This window comes from Bradyrhizobium zhengyangense (assembly GCF_022012555.1).
Taxonomy (GTDB): domain Bacteria; phylum Pseudomonadota; class Alphaproteobacteria; order Rhizobiales; family Xanthobacteraceae; genus Bradyrhizobium; species Bradyrhizobium zhengyangense.
Window position 1 is genome coordinate 419387 of sequence record NZ_JAKLTZ010000005.1, and the last position, 22105, is coordinate 441491.

Below are 22105 nucleotides of genomic sequence, written 5' to 3' on the forward strand. Positions count from 1 at the left end.
GCGAAGCCAGAACGCCACCGCGGAAAGACTCTGGATTGCTTCGCTGCGCTCGCAATGACGGGGGATAGAGCCGGGCTCAATGTTCGTGCCCATGCTCCGGTAACGACACCCCGAACACCTTCACCAGATCCGCGACCTGCTCCGGTGAAAGATACCGTGGGTTCATCCCGCGCAGCAGCAGATACAGCTTCGCCGTCTCCTCCAACTCCTCCGTCGCAAACACCGCTGCTTCCAGCGTGTCGCCGGCGACGACCGGGCCGTGATTGGCGAGCAGCACGGATGAATATTTCCCGGCCAGCCCCTTGATGGCATCGGCGACCGCGGGATCGCCGGGGCGGTAATAGGGCACGAGCGCGGTGGCGCCGCATTTCATGAGATAGTAGGCGGTCATCGGCGGCAGCATGGCGCGCGGGTCGATTTCGGGCAGCATCGAGAGCGCGACCGAATGCGTCGAATGCAGATGCACGATCGCCCGCGCACTCCCGCGCGTGTCATAGAGCGCGGTGTGCAGCGGAACTTCCTTGGTGGGGGCGTCGCCTGAGACCAGCCGGCCCTGTTCATCCAGCCGTGACAGCTTTGCAGGATCGAGGAAGCCGAGCGAGGCGTTGGTTGGCGTCACCAGCCAGCCGCCGCTATCCAGCCTGACGCTGATATTGCCTGATGAGCCCGGCGTCAGCCCGCGCTCGAACAGGGACCGCCCGAACCGGCAGATATCTTCGCGCAGCCTTGTTTCATTGCTCATGGCCGTCATGTCCGCTTGTCTCACGCTTTGGCAGCGCGGCCAAGCCGTGTTATTCGAGATCGTGAGCTGCCGCAAAGGGCGGCCGTCCAGGAAACGTTCGCAAGGGTGAGTTGCATGTCCGCCTCCACGTCGCAAAACCAGCGCATCGCCGTCATCGGGCTTGGCTCGATGGGATACGGCATGGCGACTTCGCTGAAGCGCGCCGGCCATTCCGTCACCGGTTGCGACGTTTCGGCTGATGCGGTCGCGCGGTTTGTGAAGGACGGCGGCGCCGGCGCCACAACGCCGGCCGAGGCGGCCAAGGGCGCGGACATCGTCGTCAGCGTCGTCGTCAATGCCGCGCAGACCGAAGCGATCCTGTTCGGCAAGGACGGCGTCGCCGAGACGCTGCCGAAGGACAGCGTGTTCATTTCCTCCGCCACCATGGATCCCGACGTGGCGCGTCGCCTCGCCAAGCAATTGGAGGCGACCGGCCGCAATTACCTGGATGCGCCGATCTCCGGCGGTGCGCAGCGCGCCGCGCAAGGTGAGCTGACGATCCTTGCCTCCGGGAGTGCGGCCGCCTTCGCGAAGGCGCGTCCGGCGCTCGATGCCATGGCGGCAAAGCTCTACGAGCTTGGCGATGCTGCAGGCCAGGGCGCGGCCTTCAAGATGATCAACCAGCTGCTGGCTGGTGTGCACATCGCGGCTGCCTCGGAGGCGATCGCGTTTGCGGCCAAGCAGGGCCTCGACATCCGCAAGGTCTATGAGGTGATCACGGCATCCGCCGGCAATTCCTGGATGTTCGAGAACCGCATGCCGCATGTGCTCGATGGCGATTACACGCCGCGTAGTGCCGTGGAGATTTTCGTGAAGGACCTCGGCATCATCCAGGACATGGCACGCAGCGCCAGATTTCCGGTGCCGGTCTCCGCCGCGGCGCTCCAGATGTTCCTGATGACATCGGCCGCCGGCATGGGCCGCGACGACGATGCGTCGGTGGCGCGCATGTACGCGCAGGTCACCGGCGTCAAGCTCCCCGGCGACAAGTAAAAGAGGATTTCCAATGCCCCGTTTCGCCGCCAACCTCTCGATGATGTTCACCGAGGTGCCGTTCCTCGATCGCTTCGATGCCGCCGCGCAGGCCGGCTTCACCGCCGTCGAATTTCTCTTCCCTTACGACCATCCGGTCGAAGCGGTCGGCGAGCGGCTCAGGCGCAACGGCCTGACCCAGGCGCTGTTCAACCTGCCGCCGGGCGACTGGAACGCCGGCGAGAAGGGATTTGCTGCGCTTCCCTCACGCTTCAACGACCTCAAGGCGAGCCTGGAAACGGCGCTGCCTTACGCCAAGGCTACTGGCGTCAAGCGGCTGCATCTGATGGCGGGCATCGCCAACCGCGGCGAACGCCTCGCGATCGAGGCCTTCTACAAATCGGTGGCATGGGCCGCCGAGTTCTTCGCGCCGCATGGCATCGATATCGTGCTCGAGCCGATCAATGCGCGCAACGTGCCCGGCTACTTCCTCAACGATTTCGGCTTCGCGCGCGACCTGATCCAGGAGCTGCGGTTGCCCAACCTGAAGCTCCAGTTCGACATCTATCACTGCCAGATCATCCATGGCGACGTCACGATGCGGCTGCGCGAGATGATGCCGATCATCGGCCATATCCAGATCGCCAGCATTCCCTCGCGCAACGAGCCCGACGGCGAGGAGCTGAATTATCCCTTCCTGTTCGATGAGCTCGACCGTCTCGGCTATGCCGGCTTCGTCGGCTGCGAATACAATCCGCGCGGCAAGACCACCGACGGTCTCGCCTGGTTCAAGCCCTATGCCGGAGCGAAATCGTGACACTTGCGTTGGGCTGCATCGCCGACGATTACACCGGCGCCTCCGATCTCGCCAACACGCTGACGCGCGCCGGCTTGCGCACCGTCCAGACCATCGGTGTGCCCGCCGATGATCTGAAGCTGCCGGAGGTCGACGCCGTCGTGGTGTCGCTGAAGAGCCGCTCGATCGAGGCGAGCCTTGCGGTGTCGCGATCGCGCGCGGCCGAGACATGGCTGCGCGGGCGCGGCGCAAGCCACGTGCTGTTCAAGATCTGCTCGACCTTCGATTCCACTGACGCCGGCAATATCGGCCCCGTCATGGATGCGCTGCGCGCCGATTGCGGCGAGGCCGTCGTGCTGGTGACGCCGGCCTTTCCCGAGACCGGCCGCACCGTCTATCAGGGCAATCTGTTCGTCGGCGCCGTACCGCTGAACGAGAGCCCGCTGAAGGACCATCCGCTCAACCCGATGCACGATTCCAACCTGGTGCGCGTACTGGCGCGGCAGAGCAAGACGCAGGTCGGCCTCGTCGATCTCGCGACATTGACGCGCGGGGCGGAGGCCGTGCGAAGCCTGCTTGCCGAATTCTCGGGCAAGGGTATTGGCGCTGCGATCATCGACGCCGTGTTCGACCGCGACCTCGAGACCATTGGCCTTGTCGCGGCGGAGCACCGGCTCTCGGTCGGCGCCTCCGGCATCGGCCTCGGGCTGGCACGCGCGCTGGTATCGACCGGCAAGGTCAAGTCGGCTGCCGCCGGCAGCGGGCAGGGCGCCGCCGTCGGCGGACAGGTGGCGTGCCTCGCCGGGAGCTGCTCGCAGGCCACCTTGCAGCAGATCGCCAACGCCGAGCGCGTCATGCCGGTGCTTCACCTCGACACCGAACGTATTCTTACGGGGGCCAATGAAGCGCAGCGGGCGTTGGACTGGGCAGGGCCGCGATTGGCCCAGGGTCCGGTGCTGATTGCATCGAGTGCCACGCCGACCGACGTCGCTGCGCTTCAGGCGCGCCACGGCCGCGACGCCGCAGGACACGCAATCGAGCAGACGATGGCCGACATTGCCGAAAACCTCGTGAAATCAGGCGTGCGGCGACTGATCGTCGCAGGCGGCGAGACCTCAGGGGCGGTCGTTGACCGGTTGAAGATCCCCGGATTTCTCGTGGGAGCGGAGATCGCCGCGGGTGTCCCGGTGCTGCGCGCGGTGGGCGCCGCGGCAGGAGAGATGTTGCTGGCGCTGAAGTCCGGCAATTTCGGCGGGCCGGAGTTTTTCTCGGATGCGATGAGGCTCATGCGCTGAGCGCAGGGCATCCTTAGTTCATCATTCACTTCTTTAAGGTTCCGTGCTCGTACGGAGTCGTAGTTAACAACAGTCGCTTTGCTGTTGGGCGTCGGCGCCGCTTTTGGTTGATCCCTAATTCCAGGACGCGCCGCCGCGCCAACGCAAAGAGACCCGCTTATGCTCGCCGCTATTTCCATCCGCGCCAAGATCATCAGTGTCGTGGCGTTTCTGCTGGTCGCAATGGCCGGCATGGGCCTGCTCGCCGTCATGAAGATGCGGTCGATGAATGCCAACACCAGCGACATCACGACGAGCTGGATGCCGAGCGTGCGCGTGATCGGCGATCTCCGCGCCGGCGTGATCACCTATCGCAACGTCATCCGTGAGCACATGTTGGCGGAAACGCTGGAAGAGAAGCTCGCGGCCGAGAAGACGCTTGCGACCGTCGTCGAGGCTAATACCAAGTTCCGCAAGACGTATGAGACCATGATTACGTCGCCCGAAGAGCGCACGCTCTATGACCAATGGTCCAAGGCTTGGGATACCTACAAGAAGGGCACGCAGGAAGTCATGGCGCTGTCGCGTCAGGAGGCCGGCAAGATCCCCCACGAGGCACACGAGCTGAACACGAAGACGGTCAACAAGATCGGGCTTGAGGCTGACGCCATCCTGGCCAAGGACATCGAGCTCAACACCAAGGGCGGAGATCAGGCAGCTCAGGACGCCGCCGACAGCTATTCCTTCGCATTCATGCTGGTCGCGATCATCCTCGGTGCTGCCGTGATTACCGGCATCGGCGTTGGCTTCTACCTCGTCCACGACGTCTCCAGCGGCATCGACTCGATCACCCAGCCGATGCAGGCGCTCGGCCGGGGCGATCTCTCCGCCAAGGTCCCGCACCGCGGCGAGAAGACCGAGATCGGCGCCATGGCCGACGTGCTCCAGGTCTTCAAGGAAGCGCTGATCGCCAAGAAGGCTGCCGACGAGGCCGCTGCGGCCGACGCCGAAGCCAAGATCGAACGCGGCCGCCGCGTCGACAATATCACCCGCGAATTCGAGACGATGATCGGCGAGATCGTCCAGACCGTATCGTCGGCCTCGAGCCAGCTGGAGGCTTCCGCCTCGACGCTGACCTCAACCGCCGACCGCTCGCAGCGGATGGCGACCACGGTCGCTGCGGCGTCGGAAGAAGCCTCCACCAACGTCCAGTCGGTCGCTTCCGCAACTGAAGAGATGGCTTCATCGGTTGGCGAGATCGGCCGCCAGGTGCAGGAATCGGCGCGAATGGCGGGCGACGCCGTCGGCCAGGCCCGTGCCACCACCGAGCGCGTCAGCGAACTCTCCAAGGCTGCCTCGCGCATCGGCGATGTCGTCGAGCTGATCAACACCATCGCTGGCCAGACTAACCTCCTGGCGCTAAACGCCACCATCGAGGCGGCGCGCGCCGGTGAAGCCGGCCGCGGCTTCGCGGTCGTTGCCTCCGAGGTGAAGGCGCTGGCTGAGCAGACCGCCAAGGCGACCGGCGAGATCGGCCAGCAGATTTCCGGCATCCAGGCGGCGACCAACGACTCGGTCGGCGCGATCAAGGAGATCTCCTCGACCATCGAGCGTCTCTCGGAGATCTCCTCGGCCATCGCGGCCGCCGTGGAAGAGCAGGGCGCTGCGACTCAGGAAATCGCCCGCAACGTGCAGCAGGCGGCCCAGGGCACCCAGCAGGTCTCCTCCAACATCACCGACGTGCAGCAGGGGGCGACCGAGACCGGCACGGCATCGTCGCAAGTGCTCTCGGCCGCGCAGATGCTGTCCAATGACTCGAGCCGGCTGAAGACCGAGGTCAGCAAGTTCCTGACCAACGTCCGCGCAGCCTAAGCCCAAAGGCGAAGCAAGTTCTGAAAGCGGCGCCTCTCGGGGCGCCGCTTTTTTACGTGCATGAAAGCCTTCTCTGCGATCTTCCGGGCGCCGCTGCATATCTGGAATGCGATTTCGCAGTGCGATAGCAGGGAAGTGACCGCGTGTGAGAGCCTGTCGTTGGCCATTTCTGCGGGGTTCGGGTAAAGCGACGATAGGAACCGTGGGGGCGTGTTCCCCGCCCCAGTATTTGGAATTGCCTGACGAATGATTGCTCTGGTCCGTATTGCCCTGAGCCGGCCCTACACGTTTGTCGTGCTGGCGCTCCTGCTTCTGATCATCGGACCGCTGGCAGCGCTGCGGACGCCGACCGACATCTTTCCGGACATTCGCATCCCCGTGATCGGCGTGGTCTGGCAGTACACCGGACTGCCGCCCGACCAGATGTCGGGCCGTATCACCACGCCGTTCCAACGGGCGCTGACGACGACCGTCAACGACATCGAGCACATCACGGCCAACTCTTATAACGGCTTTGGCATCATCAAGATCTTCTTCCAGCCCAATGTCGACATCCGCACCGCCAACGCGCAGGTCACCGCGATCTCGCAGACACTGATCAAGCAGATGCCGCCGGGCGCGACGCCGCCCTTGATCCTGAACTACTCCGCCTCGACCGTGCCGATCATTCAGGTGGCGCTGTCTGGCGACGGATTGACCGAGCAGAACCTCGCCGACATCGGCATCAACCAGCTCCGCACCCCGCTCGTCACCGTGCCGGGCGCCGCGATCCCGTATCCGTTCGGCGGCAAGCAGCGCCAGGTTACGATCGACCTCGACCCGACCGCGCTCCAAGCGCGCGGGCTATCAGGCCAGGACGTCGCCAATGCGCTCGCTGCGCAAAACCTGATCACGCCGGTCGGTACCCAGAAGATCGGGACCTTCGAGTACAACATCCAGCTCAACAACTCGCCGCTCAAGATCGACGAGCTCGGCAACCTGCCGATCAGGGCCGTCAACGGCGCGATGGTCTATGTCCGCGACGTCGCGTCCGTGCGCGACGGCAATCCGCCGCAGACCAACATCGTCCATGTCGACGGCAACCGCTCGGTGCTGATGATGGTGCTGAAGGCGGGAGCGACCTCGACGCTCGATATCATCGCCGGCATCAAGCAGAAGGTGATCGACGTCAAGGATCAGCTGCCGGATGCCTTGAAGATCGGCTTCATTGGCGACCAGTCGGTGTTCGTCCGCGGCGCGATCAAAGGCGTCGCGTTCGAGGGCGTGATCGCCGCGCTGCTCACCAGCGTCATGATCCTCTTGTTCCTCGGCAGCTGGCGCTCGACCATCATCATCGCGATCTCGATTCCGCTCTCGGTGCTCGGTGCCATCATCATGCTGTCGGCGATCGGCGAGACGCTGAACATCATGACGCTCGGCGGCCTTGCGCTCGCGGTCGGCATCCTCGTCGACGACGCCACGGTCACTATCGAGAACATCAACTACCATCTCGAACAGGGCAAGCCGGTCGAACAGTCGATCCTCGACGGCGCCAACCAGATCGTGACGCCGGCCTTCGTCTCGCTGCTCTGTATCTGCATCGTGTTCGTGCCGATGTTCTTCCTCTCCGGCGTCGCGCGCTTCCTGTTCGTGCCGATGGCCGAAGCGGTGATGTTCGCGATGATCTGGTCGTTCATCCTGTCGCGCACGCTGGTGCCGACCATGGCGAACTATCTGCTGCAGGCGCATGTCCATCACGAGGGTGAGCCGCCGAAGTCGCGCAATCCCCTCGTCTGGTTCCAGCGCGGTTTCGAGGCCCGTTTCGAACGCATCCGCGGCGGTTACCGCGGGCTGCTGGGCCTGGCGCTGGCGCACCGCGCGGTGTTCGTGATCGGCTTTCTCTGCGCGGTCGGCGCGTCCTTCGCGCTGGTGCCGTTCCTGGGCCGCAACTTCTTCCCCGCGGTGGACGCGGGCAACATCCTGATGCATGTCCGCACCCAGGTCGGCACCCGCGTCGAGGAGACCGCCAACCAGCTCGCCGACGTGCAAAGGGCCGTCCGCAAGCTGATCCCGGGCGAGATCGAGACCATGACCGACAACATCGGCATGCCGATCTCCGGCATCAACATGACCTACAACAACACCGGCTTGATCGGTCCGCAGGACGGCGACATCCAGATCAAGCTCAGGGAAGGCCACAAGCCGACCGAACAGCATGTGAAGGTTCTGCGCGAGCAATTGCCGCGGCTGTTTCCGGGCGTCAGCTTCGCGTTCCTCCCCGCAGACATCGTCAGCCAGATCCTGAATTTTGGCGCCCCGGCGCCGATCGACCTGCAAGTCCGCGGCGCCAATCTCGAAGCCAACTTCGCCTATGCCAACAAACTGCTGGCCAAGGTGCGCCGGGTCACCGGCGTTGCCGATGCGCGCATTCAGCAATCGCCGAGCAATCCCACATTCAACATCGATGTCGATCGCACCCGCGCGCAATATGTCGGTCTGACCGAGCGCGACGTCACCAACAGTCTCGTGGTCAATCTTGCCGGCTCCTCGCAGGTCGCGCCGACCTACTATCTCAACCCTGATAACGGCGTGTCCTATTCGATCGTGATGCAGACGCCGCAATACCAGATCGACTCGCTCAGCGCGCTGCAGACGCTGCCGATCACGGCGGCCGGCAATTCGCAGTCGCCGATCCTGGGCGGCATTGCCGACATCAAACGCTCGACCTCGAGCGCGGTGGTGTCGCAATACGACATCCAGTCGATGGTGCAGATATTTGCGACAACGTCGGGCCGCGATCTCGGGGCCGTCTCCAATGACATCCGCCAGCTGATCGCCGACACCGCCAAGGAGGTGCCGAAGGGCTCCTCCGTGGTGCTGCTCGGCCAGGTGCAGACCATGAACAGTGCCTTCACGGGTCTTCTCTTCGGCCTGCTCGGCGCCGTCGTGCTGATCTACTTCCTGATCGTCGTGAACTTCCAGTCCTGGTCCGATCCGTTCGTGATCATCACGGCGCTGCCGGCCGCGCTTGCTGGCATCGTCTGGATGCTGTTCACGACCCAGACGACGCTCTCCGTACCGGCCCTGACCGGCGCCATCATGTGCATGGGCGTCGCCACTGCGAACAGCGTGCTGGTGATCTCCTTTGCACGTGAGCGCTATGAGGAGCTCGGCGATCCCATCGCGGCCGCGCTGGAAGCCGGCTTCGTCCGGTTCCGTCCGGTGCTGATGACCGCGCTCGCCATGATCATCGGCATGGCGCCGATGGCATTGGGGCTCGGCGAGGGTGGCGAGCAGAACGCGCCGCTTGGCCGCGCCGTGATCGGCGGCCTGATCTTTGCAACTTTCGCCACGCTGATGTTTGTTCCCGTGGTGTTCAGTATGGTACACAAGAAACAAGGCGCCAAGGCCGCCGCCCCTTTGGAGACCCCGCATGTCGCCCACTGAACCCCGCTCCCCGGTGTCGCACCGGAAACTGGGCATTTTCGGCGTGGTGGCGCTGATTGCGGCTGGCCTCGTGGTAGGCACCGGCATCCGTGCCCGGGAGGACCAGGGCTCCAAGCTGAAGGAATGGACCGACGACCAGGCCATTTCCAGCGTGGCGGTGACGCTGCCCAACGCCAAGGCGCTCAGTTCTACCATCGACCTGCCGGGCCGGCTCGAAGCCTATTATCGTGCGCCGATCTTCGCGCGCGTCTCCGGCTATCTCAAAAGCTGGAGCGTCGATATTGGGGCCCGCGTCAAGGCAGGGCAGGTGATCGCCGAGATCGAGGCGCCCGATCTCGACCAGCAGCTGTTGCAGGCCCGCGCCGACCTCGCCAGCCAGCAGGCCAGCGCCAGACTGTCCGAGGCCACGCTCAATCGGCGCAAGACGCTGGTCGCCTCCAACTTCGTCTCGGCGCAGGAGATCGACGAGCGCACCGCAGACCTCTCCAACAAGAACGCGGCGGTCAAGTCCGGCCAGGCCAATGTCGAGCGGCTCGAGGCGCTCGCCGGCTACAAGAAGATCACGGTGCCGTTCGACGGGGTGGTGACCTCGCGCGACACCGATGTCGGTGCGCTGATCAATGCCGGCGGCGGCTCGGGGCCGGCGATGTTCGTGGTCTCTGACATCACCAAGCTGCGCGTCTACGTCAACGTGCCCCAGAACTACGTTCCGGCGATCAAGATCGGCGCCAAGGCCACGATTGCGCTGCCGGAATATCCGAACCGGACTTTTCAGGCCACGGTGGAAGCGTCCTCGCAGGCCGTCGATGTCGCCTCGGGCACCACGCGCATGCAGCTCGGTCTCGACAACTCCAGCGGCGAGCTGATGCCTGGCGGCTATGCCAGCGTGAAGTTGAGCCTGCAGCGCGAGTCCGCGCCGCTCAGCATTCCCGCCAGCGCCCTGATATTCAACGGGAGCGGCCTGCGCGTCGCGACCGTCGGCGCCGACGACAAGGTGCAGTTCAAGACCGTGACCATCGCCCGCGATCTCGGCAAGGAGATCGAGCTCGCGTCCGGTATCGCGCCTGATGACCGCGTCATCACCGCGCCGCCGGACGGTCTGTCTGACGGCGACCAGGTGCGCGTCGTCGGCGCAGGCGGCAAGCCAGCGACTGCGTCGGAGAAGCAGCCGCCGAAGGGCTAGGTTCGGTCTTGTAGGATGGGCAAAGGCGCTCTTGCGCCGTGCCCACGTCTTTTCGTCAAATAGGCAAGACGCGGGCACGCTTCGCTTTGTCCACCCTACGGGATCACGCCACGCGCCACTCCGGCACGCCGTCGGCGGCCATCGTGGTCTCACCCAGTGAGCCCACCGGCGTGTGGTCCATGTTCAACAGGTGCGCCAGCGTCGTGCTGTCGTTCGCCGGAATCCGCGCCAGCGTGCGCTGGCCATCTTCCGTCTGCAGCATCACCACGCCGTGCTCCACATCTCCGCCGCGGCCATAGAGCACCGTAAAGCTCTCGACCTTACCCTTGCCCGAGGCCTCCGTGATGAACTCCGGCACCGCACGCTTGTTGCGATCCGCTGCTGCTTGCACACTCGTCTCCTGCGCGAGCGCATCGCGCGGCGGCGCCTTCGCCACGACCAGCCCGTGATGTTTGGTGACGAAGCCGCCCTGGCCGTAGAGCAGGCCGAGCTTGGCGCCGCCGCGGATCCGACGCACCATCGCGCAGGCTGCATGCGTCATGTAAGTGTTGAGCGGTGCGCCGAAGAAGGTGAGGCCGCCGTTCACGGTGGGCTGCACGTCGGCGGAAAGGCCGAGCGTCCGCCGCGCCATCTTCGGCACGCATGGAAAGCAGCTATAGAGTTCGATCGCATCGAACTTTCTGCCGTCTCCGCCTGCAAGATCCATCACGGCCTTCAGCACGGCGTTCTGTGGGTGGCTCTCGAAAAACTGGTCGCGCACGAGATAGTCGGGCGGTTCCTCGGCTGATGCGCCGCCGAGCGGATAGACCAGCTTCTCTTCCGCGATGCCGAGCGCGCGCGCCTTGGCGAGGCTGGTGAGCAGCAGTGCGCCGCCCATGTTGACGCTGGGATTGGCCACCATCAGCTTGTTGTAGGGCCAGGCGATGAGCCGGTTGTCGGCCGTCGGCGTCGTGATCTCTTCAGCGGCATAGCGCCGCTTCAGCCAGGCATTGGGATTTTGCGCGGCGGTTTCCGAATAGCGTGACCACAGCGTTCCCGATTCCGCCAGCGCTTCGCGCGGCGTCTGGCCCCAATGCGCGGAGGAGGCGGCTTCGTAGAATGGATAGACCGTCACGGGTCGAAACACGCCGAGCTTGATGGCGAGCGGCTTCTGGAACGCCGCGCCGCGCTTGGGCTCCGCGACATCATGGGCGAACGGCGCCCATGGCAGCTTGACGCCGGCGCGATCGGCTTTCGTCGCCGTTGATTGCGCTTCGGCGCCGCAGACGGCAGCCACGGTGCACTCACCGCGCGCGATGCGCTTTGCCGCCTCGTGGATGTAGCGGATCGGGCTCTCGCCGCCGACCGGGCCGTAATAGCAATGCGCCGGCGAGACGCCGAGGCGTTGCGCCAGCAGCTTCTCGGGATCGCGATAGCGCCAGCTCAGGAAGTTGACCACGTCGAGCGACTGCACCTCGCCCAGCAGCTTTGCGCCGGCGTCAGCTTCTGCGCGCCGCAAGGCCTGTTCGAGCAGGTCGAGCGGTTCGAGGCCTTCGGTGATCTCCTTGGGGCGGTCGACGATCTCGCCGATGCCGACGATGACGGGGATGCGGTCTTCGGGGATGTTGGTCATTTCTTCTTGCTTCACGTTTCAGATCTTGGACACGCCGTCGCCCTTCGAGGGCCGCTGAAGTAGCGGCCACCTCCAGCAACAATGGCTTCGCCATTGCGCGGGGGTGACGGCTACGGAGGAAGCGTCATCTTGAGGTGCGAGCTGAGCGACGCTTGCGGCGCTTGGCGAGCCTCGAAGGATGGGCCACACACAACATGCTACTCCGCCACCAGCGCATTCATGTGCTCGACGGCTTCGGCGAACTCTTCCTTGAATTCCTGCACCACGGCGCCCGCGGACTTCACGCTGTCGATCAATCCGACGCCCTGGCCGACGAAGTAGCTGACAAGGTCGCGCGCCTTGGCGTTGCCGGCCGCGGCGGCACGGTCGATGGCGTTGAAGGCGTCGCGGCTGATGATGCTCTGAAGCGGCATCGGCAGGGCGCCCGGGCTTTCGGGTGCGCGGTCCCAGGCATCGGTCCAGACCGAGCGAAGCTGCCGCGCCGGCTTGCCGGTGCGGCCCTTCGAGCGGATCGCATCGCGCGACGAGGCCGCGATCATCTTCTCGCGAAAGATCTCGCTGGTCTCGGACTCGACCGTCGCCAGCCACACCGAGCCGGTCCACGCGCCAGCCGCGCCCATCGCCATGCAGGCCGCCATCTGCCTGCCGGTCATGATGCCGCCGGCCGCAAGCACCGGCACGTCGCGGATCTCCTTGATCGCTTTGATCACTTCGGGCACCAGCACCATGGTCGAAACCTCGCCGCAATGGCCACCGGCCTCGGTGCCTTGCACGACGAGGATATCGACACCGGCCGCGACCTGGCGCAGCGCGTGCTCCTTGGCACCGACGAGGGCGGCAACCGGCACGTTATGCTTCCTGCCCATCTCGATCATCGCCTTCGGGGGCACGCCGAGCGCATTCGCGATCAACCGTATCGGATGATTGAAGGAGACTTTTAACAGCTCTAGCGCGGTCTCGGCATCGAAGGGTTGCGGCCGGTCGCCGTCCACCTGTGATGTCGTCAGCTCGATATCGTATTTCTTCAGGAGGTCGCGCGTGTAGGCGCGGTGCTGCTGCGGCACGCGCGCTTCCAGGCTCTTCCAGGTGACGTGCTTCTCGCCTGCGGTGGAGATGTTTTCCGGGATCAGCACGTCGATGCCATAGGGTTTGCCGTCGACGTGATCGTCGATCCATTTCAGCTCGCGTTCGAGCGTATCGGGCGTATGCACAGTGGCGCCCAGCACGCCGAAGCCGCCGGCGCGGCTGACCGCGGCAACGACGTCGCGGCAATGGCTGAAGGCGAGCAGCGGGAACTCGATCCCCAGCATGCCGCAGATCGGCGATTTCATGGTCTTCTCCCGGCGGCTTTGGCGTTGCTCTTCGTTTTGCCCTGCGGGGGCCGCTCGACGCCAGCCCTTCGTTGCGGATGATGCCACGCCGGATTCGGGCAAGCATCTTGCGCGCAGGCGTTGCGTCGTGGACGAACCATTCTGATCCGGAAGATGTCGGCCGTGTGGGCCAGATCATCAGGGGCGCAGGCTGGCGACAGCCAGACTGCATGACGCCGGCCTGAGGCCCGCGTGGGGCGCAGAGCCGGTGGGGCTTGCCATCGGCCGTTCGCGGGCTAATTAATGCAGGCGCATCTTTCCGCCGGAGCACCCGCATGACCGATACCCCTTACGTGCCGCCGAAAGTCTGGACCTGGAACAAGGAGAATGGCGGCCAATTCGCCAGCATCAACCGGCCGATCGCTGGCCCCACCCACGACAAGGAGTTGCCGGTCGGCAAGCATCCCTTCCAGCTCTACTCCCTGGCGACGCCGAACGGGGTGAAGGTCACGGTGATGCTGGAGGAGCTCCTGGCACTCGGCCACAAGGGCGCCGAATACGATGCCTGGCTCATCAAGATCGGAAATGGCGACCAGTTCGGCAGCGGCTTCGTCGACATCAATCCGAATTCGAAAATTCCGGCGCTGATGGACCGCTCCGGCCCCGAGCCGATCCGCATCTTCGAGTCCGGCTCGATCCTGTTCTACCTCGCCGAGAAGTTCGGCGCCTTCCTGCCCAAGGATATCAAGGCCCGCACCGAGGCGATGTCCTGGCTGTTCTGGCAGATGGGCAGCGCGCCGTATCTCGGCGGCGGCTTTGGCCATTTCTACGCCTACGCGCCGTTCAAGATCGAGTACGCGATCGATCGCTTCGCGATGGAGGTCAAGCGCCAGCTCGATGTGCTCGACCGGCGCCTTGCCGATAACGAATATCTCGCGGGCAAGGAGTATACGATCGCGGACATGGCCGTGTGGCCCTGGTACGGGGCGCTCGCCAAGGGGCTGGTCTATGGCGCCGGCGAGTTCCTGTCCGTGCAGGACTACAAGAACGTGCAGCGCTGGACCGATCAGATCGCGCAGCGCCCGGCCGTGAAGCGCGGCCGCATGGTCAACCGCGTCTCCGGCGATCCCGCCAGCCAGCTCCACGAGCGCCACGACGCATCCGATTTCGAGACCAAGACGCAGGACAAGGTCGCGCCCGCGACGTAGCAGATCTCGTCCTTCGCCTCGCCCCGCAAGCGGGGCGAGGATGCACCATCAATCCGGTAACATCTCCCCGGATCCACCCAGCTCCGCCGGCAGATCGGCGTATTTCGGCAGGCCGTCCCTCACCGATACCATCTTGCTTGCGTAGTTCGCATGCAGGGTTGGCTGGTGCTGGTAGCCCTTCAAGAGATTGGCATAGACGTCGATCAGCCGCATGCGCGGGTGCTCGGTCATGACATGGCCGCCGCAGCGCCTGCAGAATTTACGATAGGAATGCTCGGTCCTGTTGAAGGTCCCGAGCTCCGCTTCTCCTGTGGTGATGCGGACGCTGTCCGACTTCCAAAGGCTGAAGGCATTGATCGGTGCGGCCGACCAGGCCTGGCAATCGGCGCAGTGGCAATAGCCGGCGAAGACCGGCTTGCCCGTAACCTCGACCTCAACGGCGCCGCAGAAACAACCAGCACGGTAGCTTGCGACCGGCTGCTCATGCGCGTCCTCGCCCTCGGCAAGAAGATCGTTGTAGCCAGGATTCTTGCTCATGAAATTGCGGATGAAGTCGCATTCGACGGACAGCTTGCGTCCCTGTGCACGCACCGCCTCAAGCGTGGCGCGGCCGAGCCTGGAGCCGACGCCGCGGCCGCCGAGCTCGGGCGGCACCTCGGTGTGCACCAGCGTGATCGCGCCGTCGCTCTTGCGGTAGGTGACGAAGGCAGCGAGCCCGTCGACATCGAGCTCGAACCGGCTGCGCTCCTCGTTGTCGTGAAAGGGTTCCGGCATCGTCTCGCCCCCTGTGTCAGCTATTTTCCCTTCGTACCTTCAGCCGCCGGAAACACCACGCGGTCGTCGGTGCGACAATAGCGGTCGGCGAACATGCGGCCGATCGGGTGATAGCGGTCCATATGCACCCGCATCGCCTTGTCGTCCCAGAGCTCGTCGCGGATGTGGAAGTGGATGCCTTCACCCAAGATCAGGCGGCGATCGTCATTGACGTCGATCATCTTCCAGAGCTTGCATTCCATCGCCCAGGGCGTATCGGCCAGCCGAGGTACGGCAATCTTGCTTGAGGGCGCAAGTTTCAAGCCGAGATAGTCGGGCTCGCCCGACCTCGGGCGGGAAGTCGCCGCTGCTCTCGTGCATGGCCCTGGCGAGCGGCTCGTCGGCGACGTTCACCACGAACTCGCCGGTCTTCTGGATGTTGCGGAAGGTGTCTTTGTCCTGGCCGTTCGGCTTGCGGTTCGCCGCAAACATGCACAGCGGCGGATCCTCGCAGAAGGCGTTGAAGAAACTGAACGGGGCTGCGTTGACGACGCCGGTGGGTCCGACCGAGGTCACCCACGCGATCGGCCGCGGCAGGATGAAGGAGGTCAGCACCTTGTAGCACTCGCGTGGCGTCAGGTCGCTGGCGGCATAATCCATGGTGGCCCCGATGAGATTCTTCCCCTCTTTCCCAAGCGCGAAGCGGGGAAACAACCAGCCTACGCCATGCTCAACTCATGCCGTCCGACCACCATCCAGTGCACCTCGTCCGGACCATCGGCGAAGCGCAGGTGGCGGACGTCCTGGTACATCTCGGCGAGCGGGGTCCAGTGCGAGATGCCGGTGGCGCCATGCATCTGGATTGCCTGATCGATGATCTTGCAGGCGCGCTCGGGCACCATGGCCTTGACCATGGAGACCCAGACACGGGCCTCCTTGTTGCCGAGCACGTCCATCGCCTTGGCGGCCTTCAGCACCATCAGCCGCATCGCCTCGATCTCGCAGCGCGCCTGCGCGATGATCTGCATGTTGCCGCCGAGATGGGCGATCTTCTTGCCGAAGGCTTCGCGGGTGAGGCCCCGCTGCACCATGAGATCGAGCGCCTTCTCGGCCTTGCCGATGGTGCGCATGCAGTGATGGATGCGGCCCGGCCCGAGGCGAAGCTGCGAGATCTCGAAGCCGCGGCCTTCGCCGAGCAGCATGTTCTCTTTCGGCACGCGCACATTGTTGAAGCGCATGTGCATGTGGCCGCGCGGCGCGTGGTCCTGCCCGAACACGTACATGGGCCCGAGCACCTCGACGCCGGGCGTGTCGCGCGGCACCAGGATCTGTGACTGCTGCTTGCTCGGCGCTGCATCCGGATTGGTCTTCACCATCACGATCAGGATCTTGCAGCGGGGGTCGCCGAGGCCGGAGATATAATACTTCTCGCCGTTGATCACCCATTCATCGCCGACGAGCTTTGCGGTCGTCGAGATGTTCTTGGCGTCGGAGGAAGCAACATTCGGCTCGGTCATGACATAGGCGGAGCGGATTTCGCCATTGAGCAGCGGCTTCAGCCACTTCTCCTTCTGCTCCTTGGTGCCGACGCGCTCCAGCACTTCCATATTGCCGGTGTCGGGCGCCGAGCAATTCATGGTCTCGGACGCGAGCGGGCTCTTGCCGAGCTCGGCGGCGATATAGGCGTAGTCGAGATTCTTCAGGCCCTGGCCGGTCTCGTCATCGGGCAGGAAGAAATTCCAGAGGCCTTCCTTCTTGGCCTTGTTCTTGGCGGCCTCGAGCACCTCGAGCTGCTTCGGCGTAAAACTCCAGCGATCCTCTTTGCCTTCGCCGGCCTTGGCGAACTCGATCGACATCGGCTCGACCGTCTCGCGGATGAACTTCTTGACGTGATCGTAGAGCGGCCGGACCTGATCGGACATCCTGAGGTCATTGAGCTCATCGCCCGGGTTGAGCGCATAGTTGGTGGTGCGGGGAATGTAGGTGTGCTTTGTCATTGTTCCTCCCGGAGGCGCTGAGATCGTGTTGGCCGGGAGAATAGTCGCAGCGCCGCGAAAGTGCGAGCGGGTATTTTTCCGCGCGAGCCATGCCATGCGATGGAATTTCGCGGGACGTTTGAAATGTTGTTTGAATGACGGCAGGGACGTGACGTGGATAGAGCACGGACCGGTGCCCAGGATCCCGTCATTGCGAGCGCAGCGAAGCAATCCAGAATCTTACCGCGGCGGCAGTCTGGATTGCTTCGTCGCAAGTGTTCCTCGCAATGACGAGCAGAGTACGGCACGCCTCAGCTCGGCATCCGATGCATCGCGCAGATCTTGTTGCCGTCGAGGTCGCGCAAATAGGCGAGATAGAGCTTGTTCCCCGCGCCCTCGCGGATGCCGGGTGGATTCTCGATCGGCGTTCCGCCAGCGGCGACACCGGCGGCGTGCCACTTGTCGACCTGCTCGGGTGAGTTGGCGGCAAAGCCGATGGTGCCGCCGTTCGCGCAGGTCGCCGGCTCGCCGTTGATCGGCTTGGTCACCGAGAACACACCAGTCTTGGTGAAGTAGAAGATGCGATGGCCGTCGACCTTGGCCGGGCGTACCTCGAGCGTGCTGAGCAGGTTGTCGTAGAACGCCTTGGCCTTGTCGAGGTCGTTGGTGCCGATCATGATGTGCGAGAACATTTGCCCATTCCCCTCAGAGTTGTAGCCCGGATGGAGCGCCGCGCAATCCGGGTCTTGCTTGCTTTTTGGAAGTCCCGGATTGCGCTGCGCTCCATCCGGGCTACGAAATCTCAAAACGCCGTATAGCCGCCGTCGATCACGAACGTATCCGCGGTGTGATACGACGACGCCTTGCTCATCAGATAGACGGCGATGCCGCCGAAATCGCTGGCCTCGCCGAAGCGCCGCATCGGAATCCGCGGCATCACGTTGGCGACGAATTTTTCGTTGGCCATGATGCCCGCCGTCATGTCGCTCTTGATCCAGCCGGGCAGGATCGCATTCGCGGTGACGCCGTGGCGGGCGAGCTCGACGCCGAGCGCGCGCACCAGCGCGTTGATGGCGGCTTTCGTCGCGGCATAATGTTCGTTGCGCGCGGTGCCGAAGATCGAGGCGAGGCTCGAGGTGGCGACCAGCCGGCCGAAGGGATCTCCCGCATTCGCGCGATCGGTCATGTGCTTCGCGGCCGCCTGGAAGGCGTGGAACACGCCGTCGAGATTGGTCGCAAACATCGTGCGCCATTCTTCTTCGGTGCGTTCGATGAATGACCTGCGGCCACCGCCGCCGATGCCGGCGTTGGCGAAGCAGCCGTCGACCCGGCCAAGCGTGTCGAGCGTCGCCTTCATCGCGGCATTGACTGACGCGGCATCCGTGACGTCGCAGACGCGGCTGTCGACCTTGCCCGACAGTCCTGCCATGCTCGCGGCAGCGGCCTTGTTCTTGTCAGCATTTCGGCCCCAGATCGAGACGTTGCAGCCCTGGCCCGCGAGCGCCTGCGCGATGCCGAGCCCGATGCCGCCATTGCCGCCGGTGATCACGGCGACGCGGCCAGTGAGGTCGAAAAGATTCATGGCGCGTTTCCTGTTTTTGGCAAGACGTCTTGGGTATGCGGCGCATCAGCCGCTGCGCGCAAGATTGCTTGCTATGCTGCGATCACCATGGACAAGACCGCGCCAAAAATCAAATATGCGCCCCGGCAATGCTAATTCCGGTCTGCGAAACTGACGCCGGCCGCAACTGACGAGGAAACGATGCAGTTCAAACACGTCACGCTCGAATTCGATGGCTCGGTCGCGATCCTCAAGCTCGACCATCACGAAGTGATGAACGCGGTCTCTGTGGATATGCTGGGCGGTCTTTCCGAGGCGCTCGACGCGATCGAGGAGAAGAAGGACGAGGTGCGCTGTGTCGTGCTGACCGGCGCAGGCCGAGCGTTCTGCACGGGTGCGAATCTGCAGGGCCGCAACAACCAGTCGAAGAAGACCAAGGCCGGCCTGACGCTGGAGACCGGCTTTCATCCGTTCCTGCGCCGCATCCGCAATCTGCATTGCCCGATCGTCACCGCGGTCAACGGCCCGGCCGCGGGTGCCGGCATGAGCTTTGCGCTGCTCGGCGACATGATCTTGTGCGCGCGTTCCTCCTATTTCCTGCAAGCCTTCCGGCGCATCGGCCTCGTGCCGGATTGTGGCTCGACCTGGCTGTTGCCGCGTCTGATCGGCAAGGCGCGCTCGATCGAGTTGTCGTTGATGGGCGAGCGGCTCCCGGCCGAGAAGGCGCTGGAATGGGGCCTCGTCAATCGCGTCTATGATGACGGCGTGCTGATGGAAGAGGCGATGAAGCTCGCACGCGAGCTTGCCAGCGGCCCGACGGTCGCACTGTCGCTGATCCGCAAGCTCTATTGGGACAGCCCGGAAAACTCCTTCGAGGAGCAGCTCAATCTCGAATTCCAGTGCCAGCTCCGCGCCGGCGATACGCAGGATTTCCGCGAGGGCGTCGGCGCGTTCCTGGAGAAGCGGCCCGCGCAGTTCAAAGGCAAATGATCGAGACGGAGCTTTCCCGCAGCGTTCAGCGCTGGTGTCGAGGTGCGACCGGCGTCACCGGCGCGGCAAAACTGTCCGGTGGTGCTAGCCAGGAGACCTGGCGTTTCGATATCACGCATCCCGACGGCCCGATCGGTGCAATTCTGCGCCGCTCGCCGAAGGGCTATGGCGCGGCGCCGACGCGGGCCGCGGGGCTCGCGGCCGAAGCGCAGCTGATGCAACTGGCCTTCGAGGCTGGCGTGCCGTCGCCGCGCGTGATGCATGTGTTGACGCCGGATGACGATCTCGGCACCGGCTTCATCATGCAGCGGGTCGAGGGCGAGACCATCGCCCGCAAGATTCTTCGCGATGACGAATTCGCCGCAGCGCGGCCACTGCTCGCGCGGCAGATCGGCGGCGTGCTTGCGGGCCTGCACCAACTGCCGCAGGACAAGCTGCCCGAGCTGCGCAGCAGGTCGGCGACGCAGGAGATCTCCGAGTTCGATCGCGACTATCGCAGCCTGAACTGGCCAAAGCCCGTGTTCGAGCTTGCACTGCGCTGGCTGCGCGACCATGATCCCGGCCCATCGACTGAAGTGACGCTGGTGCACGGCGATTTCCGCAACGGCAATCTCATCATCGGCGCCGACGGCGTCCGTGCCGTGCTGGACTGGGAGCTCGCTCATCTCGGCGATCCCATGGAGGATCTCGGCTGGGTCTGCGTGAACTCCTGGCGCTTTGGCGAGATCGACAAGCCCGTCGGCGGCTTTGGCTCACGCGAAGAGCTCTTTGCCGGCTACGAGGCTGCCGGCCGCAAGGTCGATGCAGCGCGCGTCAAGTTCTGGGAAGTGATGGGGACGCTACGCTGGGGCATCATGTGCGGCGGCATGATGCAGCGCTTCCGCGAGGGGCCGGACCATTCCATGGAGCGCGCCATGATCGGGCGCCGTGCATCCGAGACCGAGATCGATCTCTTACGGCTGCTCGCGCCGCGGGGAGGATAGGCAATGCAGGACGAACCGACCCCGATCGAGCTGACCAAGGCGGTCGCCGATTTCCTCCGCAGCGACATCACGCCGCTGATCTCGGGCCATCAGGCGTTCAAGCTGCGGGTGGCGATCAACATCCTCTATCTTGTCACGCGGCAACTGACACAGGAGGAGGGGAGTGATGCGAGGGAAGTGGAACGGCTGCGTGCGCTGCTCGGTGTCGAGGGCTCGGTGACGGAGCTGAACCGCGCTCTCGCGGAGCGTATCGCCAGGGGCGAGGTCGATCTCGCGACGCCGGGGCTGGCCGAGCATCTGTGGGCGACCACGATGGACAAGCTTGCGGTCGATCAGCCGAATTACGCGTCTTACAAGCGAGAGCTATCGCGAGGCGGCTAGGCGGCGCCATATTCTCAGCTGTCATCGCCCGCGAAAGCGGGCGATCCAGTATTCCAGAGGCCGCAGTGAGATACGGAGAAGGCGCGGCGTACTGGATGCCCCGGTCAAGCCGGGGCATGACACCGGTGATGTTGGACGCACTCAGGTTACGGCGGTGAGACCGCCTATCTCCCCACCCACTTCGGTGGCCGCTTCTCCGAAAACGCCTTCGGGCCTTCGATGTAATCCTGCGAGGCCACCATCGCCTTCACGGCCGGATATTCGCGCTGCTCCTCGATCGCTTGCTCCAGCGATACCGCAAGCCCCTTCCGGATGGTTTGCTTCGAAGCGCGGATCGACATCGGCGAGTTCTTGGTAATCATCTCGGCCCAGCGCAGCGCGCCGGCGAGTGCCTCGCCCTGCGGGACCACCTCGTTGACGAAGCCGAGCTCATGGCCTTCCTTGGCGCTGACATGGCGCGCGGTGAGGATCATGCCCATGGCGCGCTTCAGGCCGATCTGGCGCGGCAAGCGGTGCAGGCCGCCGGCAAGTGCGGCAAGGCCGACGCGCGGCTCGGGCAGGGCGAAAGTTGCGTTCTCCGAGGCGATGATGAGGTCGCAGGCCAGCGCTATTTCGAAGCCGCCGCCCATGGCGACGCCATTGACCGCGGCGATGATCGGCTTGTCACAGTCGAAGCGCGAGGTAAGGCCGGCAAAGCCTCCCTTGTCCCAGCCACGCTTGCCGCCCGCGGCCTGCCACTTCAAATCGTTGCCGGCGCAGAACGCCTTGTCGCCGGCGCCGGTGACGACCGCGACCCACTGTTCCGGATCGGCGGCGAAATCGTCAAAAACCTTGTTGAGTTCGAAATGCGCATCGATGTGCAGCGCGTTGTAGACCTCAGGTCGCGACAGCGTGATGATCGTGACCGGTCCCTTGCGTTCCACCTTTGAGAATTTCAGCTCCATCGTGCGCTCCCGCATTTTCTCGTAAAGGAATATTGGCGTCATACTACCGCGCGTCAGCGTCACAACACCATCGAATTGCGGGG

The 22105-nt window shown here is 64.4% G+C and carries 18 protein-coding genes and 1 pseudogene; 10 read left to right on the top strand and 9 right to left on the bottom strand.

Annotated features, from left to right (window positions below; genetic code table 11):
* Positions 1-76 precede the first annotated feature (76 nt).
* A complete protein-coding gene (gene otnC, locus L6639_RS22070; protein ID WP_237863731.1) occupies positions 77-751 on the bottom strand; it encodes a 3-oxo-tetronate 4-phosphate decarboxylase in 675 nt (224 codons plus the stop codon).
* A gap of 96 nt (positions 752-847) precedes the next feature.
* Here otnC and ltnD point away from each other — a divergent pair, with 96 nt between their 5' ends.
* The 6 genes from ltnD (at position 848) to L6639_RS22100 (ending at position 10304) form a co-directional block, all read left to right on the top strand.
* Positions 848-1774 (top strand): L-threonate dehydrogenase, encoded by a 927-nt coding sequence (ltnD, locus tag L6639_RS22075; protein WP_465251678.1) that lies wholly within the window; start codon positions 848-850, stop codon positions 1772-1774.
* Positions 1775-1787: 13 nt separating this feature from the next.
* The gene (gene otnI, locus L6639_RS22080; RefSeq protein ID WP_237863733.1) at positions 1788-2570 is read left to right on the top strand and encodes a 2-oxo-tetronate isomerase; all 783 of its coding nucleotides are present in this window, start codon (positions 1788-1790) and stop codon (positions 2568-2570) included.
* Positions 2567-3844 carry a 3-oxo-tetronate kinase gene (gene otnK / locus L6639_RS22085; protein WP_237863734.1) on the top strand — a complete coding sequence of 426 codons (1278 nt, stop codon included), beginning with the start codon at positions 2567-2569 and terminating at the stop codon, positions 3842-3844. Before otnI ends, otnK begins: the two co-directional genes overlap by 4 nt.
* A 159-nt stretch (positions 3845-4003) precedes the next feature.
* The gene (locus L6639_RS22090; RefSeq protein ID WP_237863735.1) at positions 4004-5695 is read left to right on the top strand and encodes a methyl-accepting chemotaxis protein; all 1692 of its coding nucleotides are present in this window, start codon (positions 4004-4006) and stop codon (positions 5693-5695) included.
* A 246-nt stretch (positions 5696-5941) separates the two neighbouring features.
* Positions 5942-9121, top strand: a complete 3180-nt coding sequence (locus L6639_RS22095; protein ID WP_237863736.1) for an efflux RND transporter permease subunit — start codon at positions 5942-5944, stop codon at positions 9119-9121.
* Positions 9108-10304, top strand: a complete 1197-nt coding sequence (locus L6639_RS22100; RefSeq protein WP_237863737.1) for an efflux RND transporter periplasmic adaptor subunit — start codon at positions 9108-9110, stop codon at positions 10302-10304. Before L6639_RS22095 ends, L6639_RS22100 begins: the two co-directional genes overlap by 14 nt.
* Before the next feature lie 103 nt (positions 10305-10407).
* Here the strand turns inward: L6639_RS22100 and L6639_RS22105 are convergent, their stop codons facing one another.
* Complete coding sequence (locus L6639_RS22105) at positions 10408-11916, bottom strand: acetyl-CoA acetyltransferase (protein WP_237863890.1); 1509 nt, start codon at positions 11914-11916, stop codon at positions 10408-10410.
* Between the two features lie 197 nt (positions 11917-12113).
* The gene (locus tag L6639_RS22110) at positions 12114-13247 is read right to left on the bottom strand and encodes a nitronate monooxygenase (protein WP_237863738.1); all 1134 of its coding nucleotides are present in this window, start codon (positions 13245-13247) and stop codon (positions 12114-12116) included.
* Between the two features lie 314 nt (positions 13248-13561).
* On the opposite strand from L6639_RS22110, the gene yghU reads away from it, so the two are divergent.
* Positions 13562-14434 (top strand): glutathione-dependent disulfide-bond oxidoreductase, encoded by an 873-nt coding sequence (yghU, locus tag L6639_RS22115; RefSeq protein ID WP_237863739.1) that lies wholly within the window; start codon positions 13562-13564, stop codon positions 14432-14434.
* Between the two features lie 48 nt (positions 14435-14482).
* On the opposite strand, the gene L6639_RS43295 is transcribed toward yghU, so the two are convergent.
* The 5 genes and pseudogenes from L6639_RS43295 to L6639_RS22145 all read right to left on the bottom strand — a co-directional run bounded on the left by L6639_RS43295 (position 14483) and on the right by L6639_RS22145 (position 18745).
* Positions 14483-15208, bottom strand: a complete 726-nt coding sequence (locus L6639_RS43295) for an N-acetyltransferase (RefSeq protein WP_338076552.1) — start codon at positions 15206-15208, stop codon at positions 14483-14485.
* Between the two features lie 20 nt (positions 15209-15228).
* Positions 15229-15847: pseudogene (locus L6639_RS22130) on the bottom strand (flavin reductase family protein).
* A gap of 59 nt (positions 15848-15906) precedes the next feature.
* A complete protein-coding gene (locus L6639_RS22135) occupies positions 15907-17184 on the bottom strand; it encodes an acyl-CoA dehydrogenase family protein (RefSeq protein WP_237863740.1) in 1278 nt (425 codons plus the stop codon).
* 290 nt (positions 17185-17474) lie between these two features.
* Positions 17475-17855 (bottom strand): VOC family protein, encoded by a 381-nt coding sequence (locus L6639_RS22140; protein ID WP_237863741.1) that lies wholly within the window; start codon positions 17853-17855, stop codon positions 17475-17477.
* Positions 17856-17965: 110 nt separating this feature from the next.
* A complete protein-coding gene (locus tag L6639_RS22145; protein WP_237863742.1) occupies positions 17966-18745 on the bottom strand; it encodes an SDR family NAD(P)-dependent oxidoreductase in 780 nt (259 codons plus the stop codon).
* 180 nt (positions 18746-18925) lie between these two features.
* Here L6639_RS22145 and L6639_RS22150 point away from each other — a divergent pair, with 180 nt between their 5' ends.
* From L6639_RS22150 to L6639_RS22160, 3 genes are read left to right on the top strand one after another with little or no spacing between them, the layout of a single operon-like run.
* Positions 18926-19714 carry an enoyl-CoA hydratase/isomerase gene (locus tag L6639_RS22150; protein ID WP_237863743.1) on the top strand — a complete coding sequence of 263 codons (789 nt, stop codon included), beginning with the start codon at positions 18926-18928 and terminating at the stop codon, positions 19712-19714.
* Positions 19711-20697 (top strand): phosphotransferase family protein, encoded by a 987-nt coding sequence (locus L6639_RS22155; RefSeq protein WP_237863744.1) that lies wholly within the window; start codon positions 19711-19713, stop codon positions 20695-20697. The genes L6639_RS22150 and L6639_RS22155 overlap by 4 nt, the downstream gene beginning before the upstream one ends.
* Positions 20698-20700: 3 nt before the next feature.
* Positions 20701-21078 carry a DUF6285 domain-containing protein gene (locus L6639_RS22160; protein ID WP_237863745.1) on the top strand — a complete coding sequence of 126 codons (378 nt, stop codon included), beginning with the start codon at positions 20701-20703 and terminating at the stop codon, positions 21076-21078.
* A gap of 164 nt (positions 21079-21242) precedes the next feature.
* Here the strand turns inward: L6639_RS22160 and L6639_RS22165 are convergent, their stop codons facing one another.
* Positions 21243-22022, bottom strand: a complete 780-nt coding sequence (locus tag L6639_RS22165) for an enoyl-CoA hydratase-related protein (protein WP_237863746.1) — start codon at positions 22020-22022, stop codon at positions 21243-21245.
* Between the last annotated feature and the right edge of the window lie 83 nt (positions 22023-22105).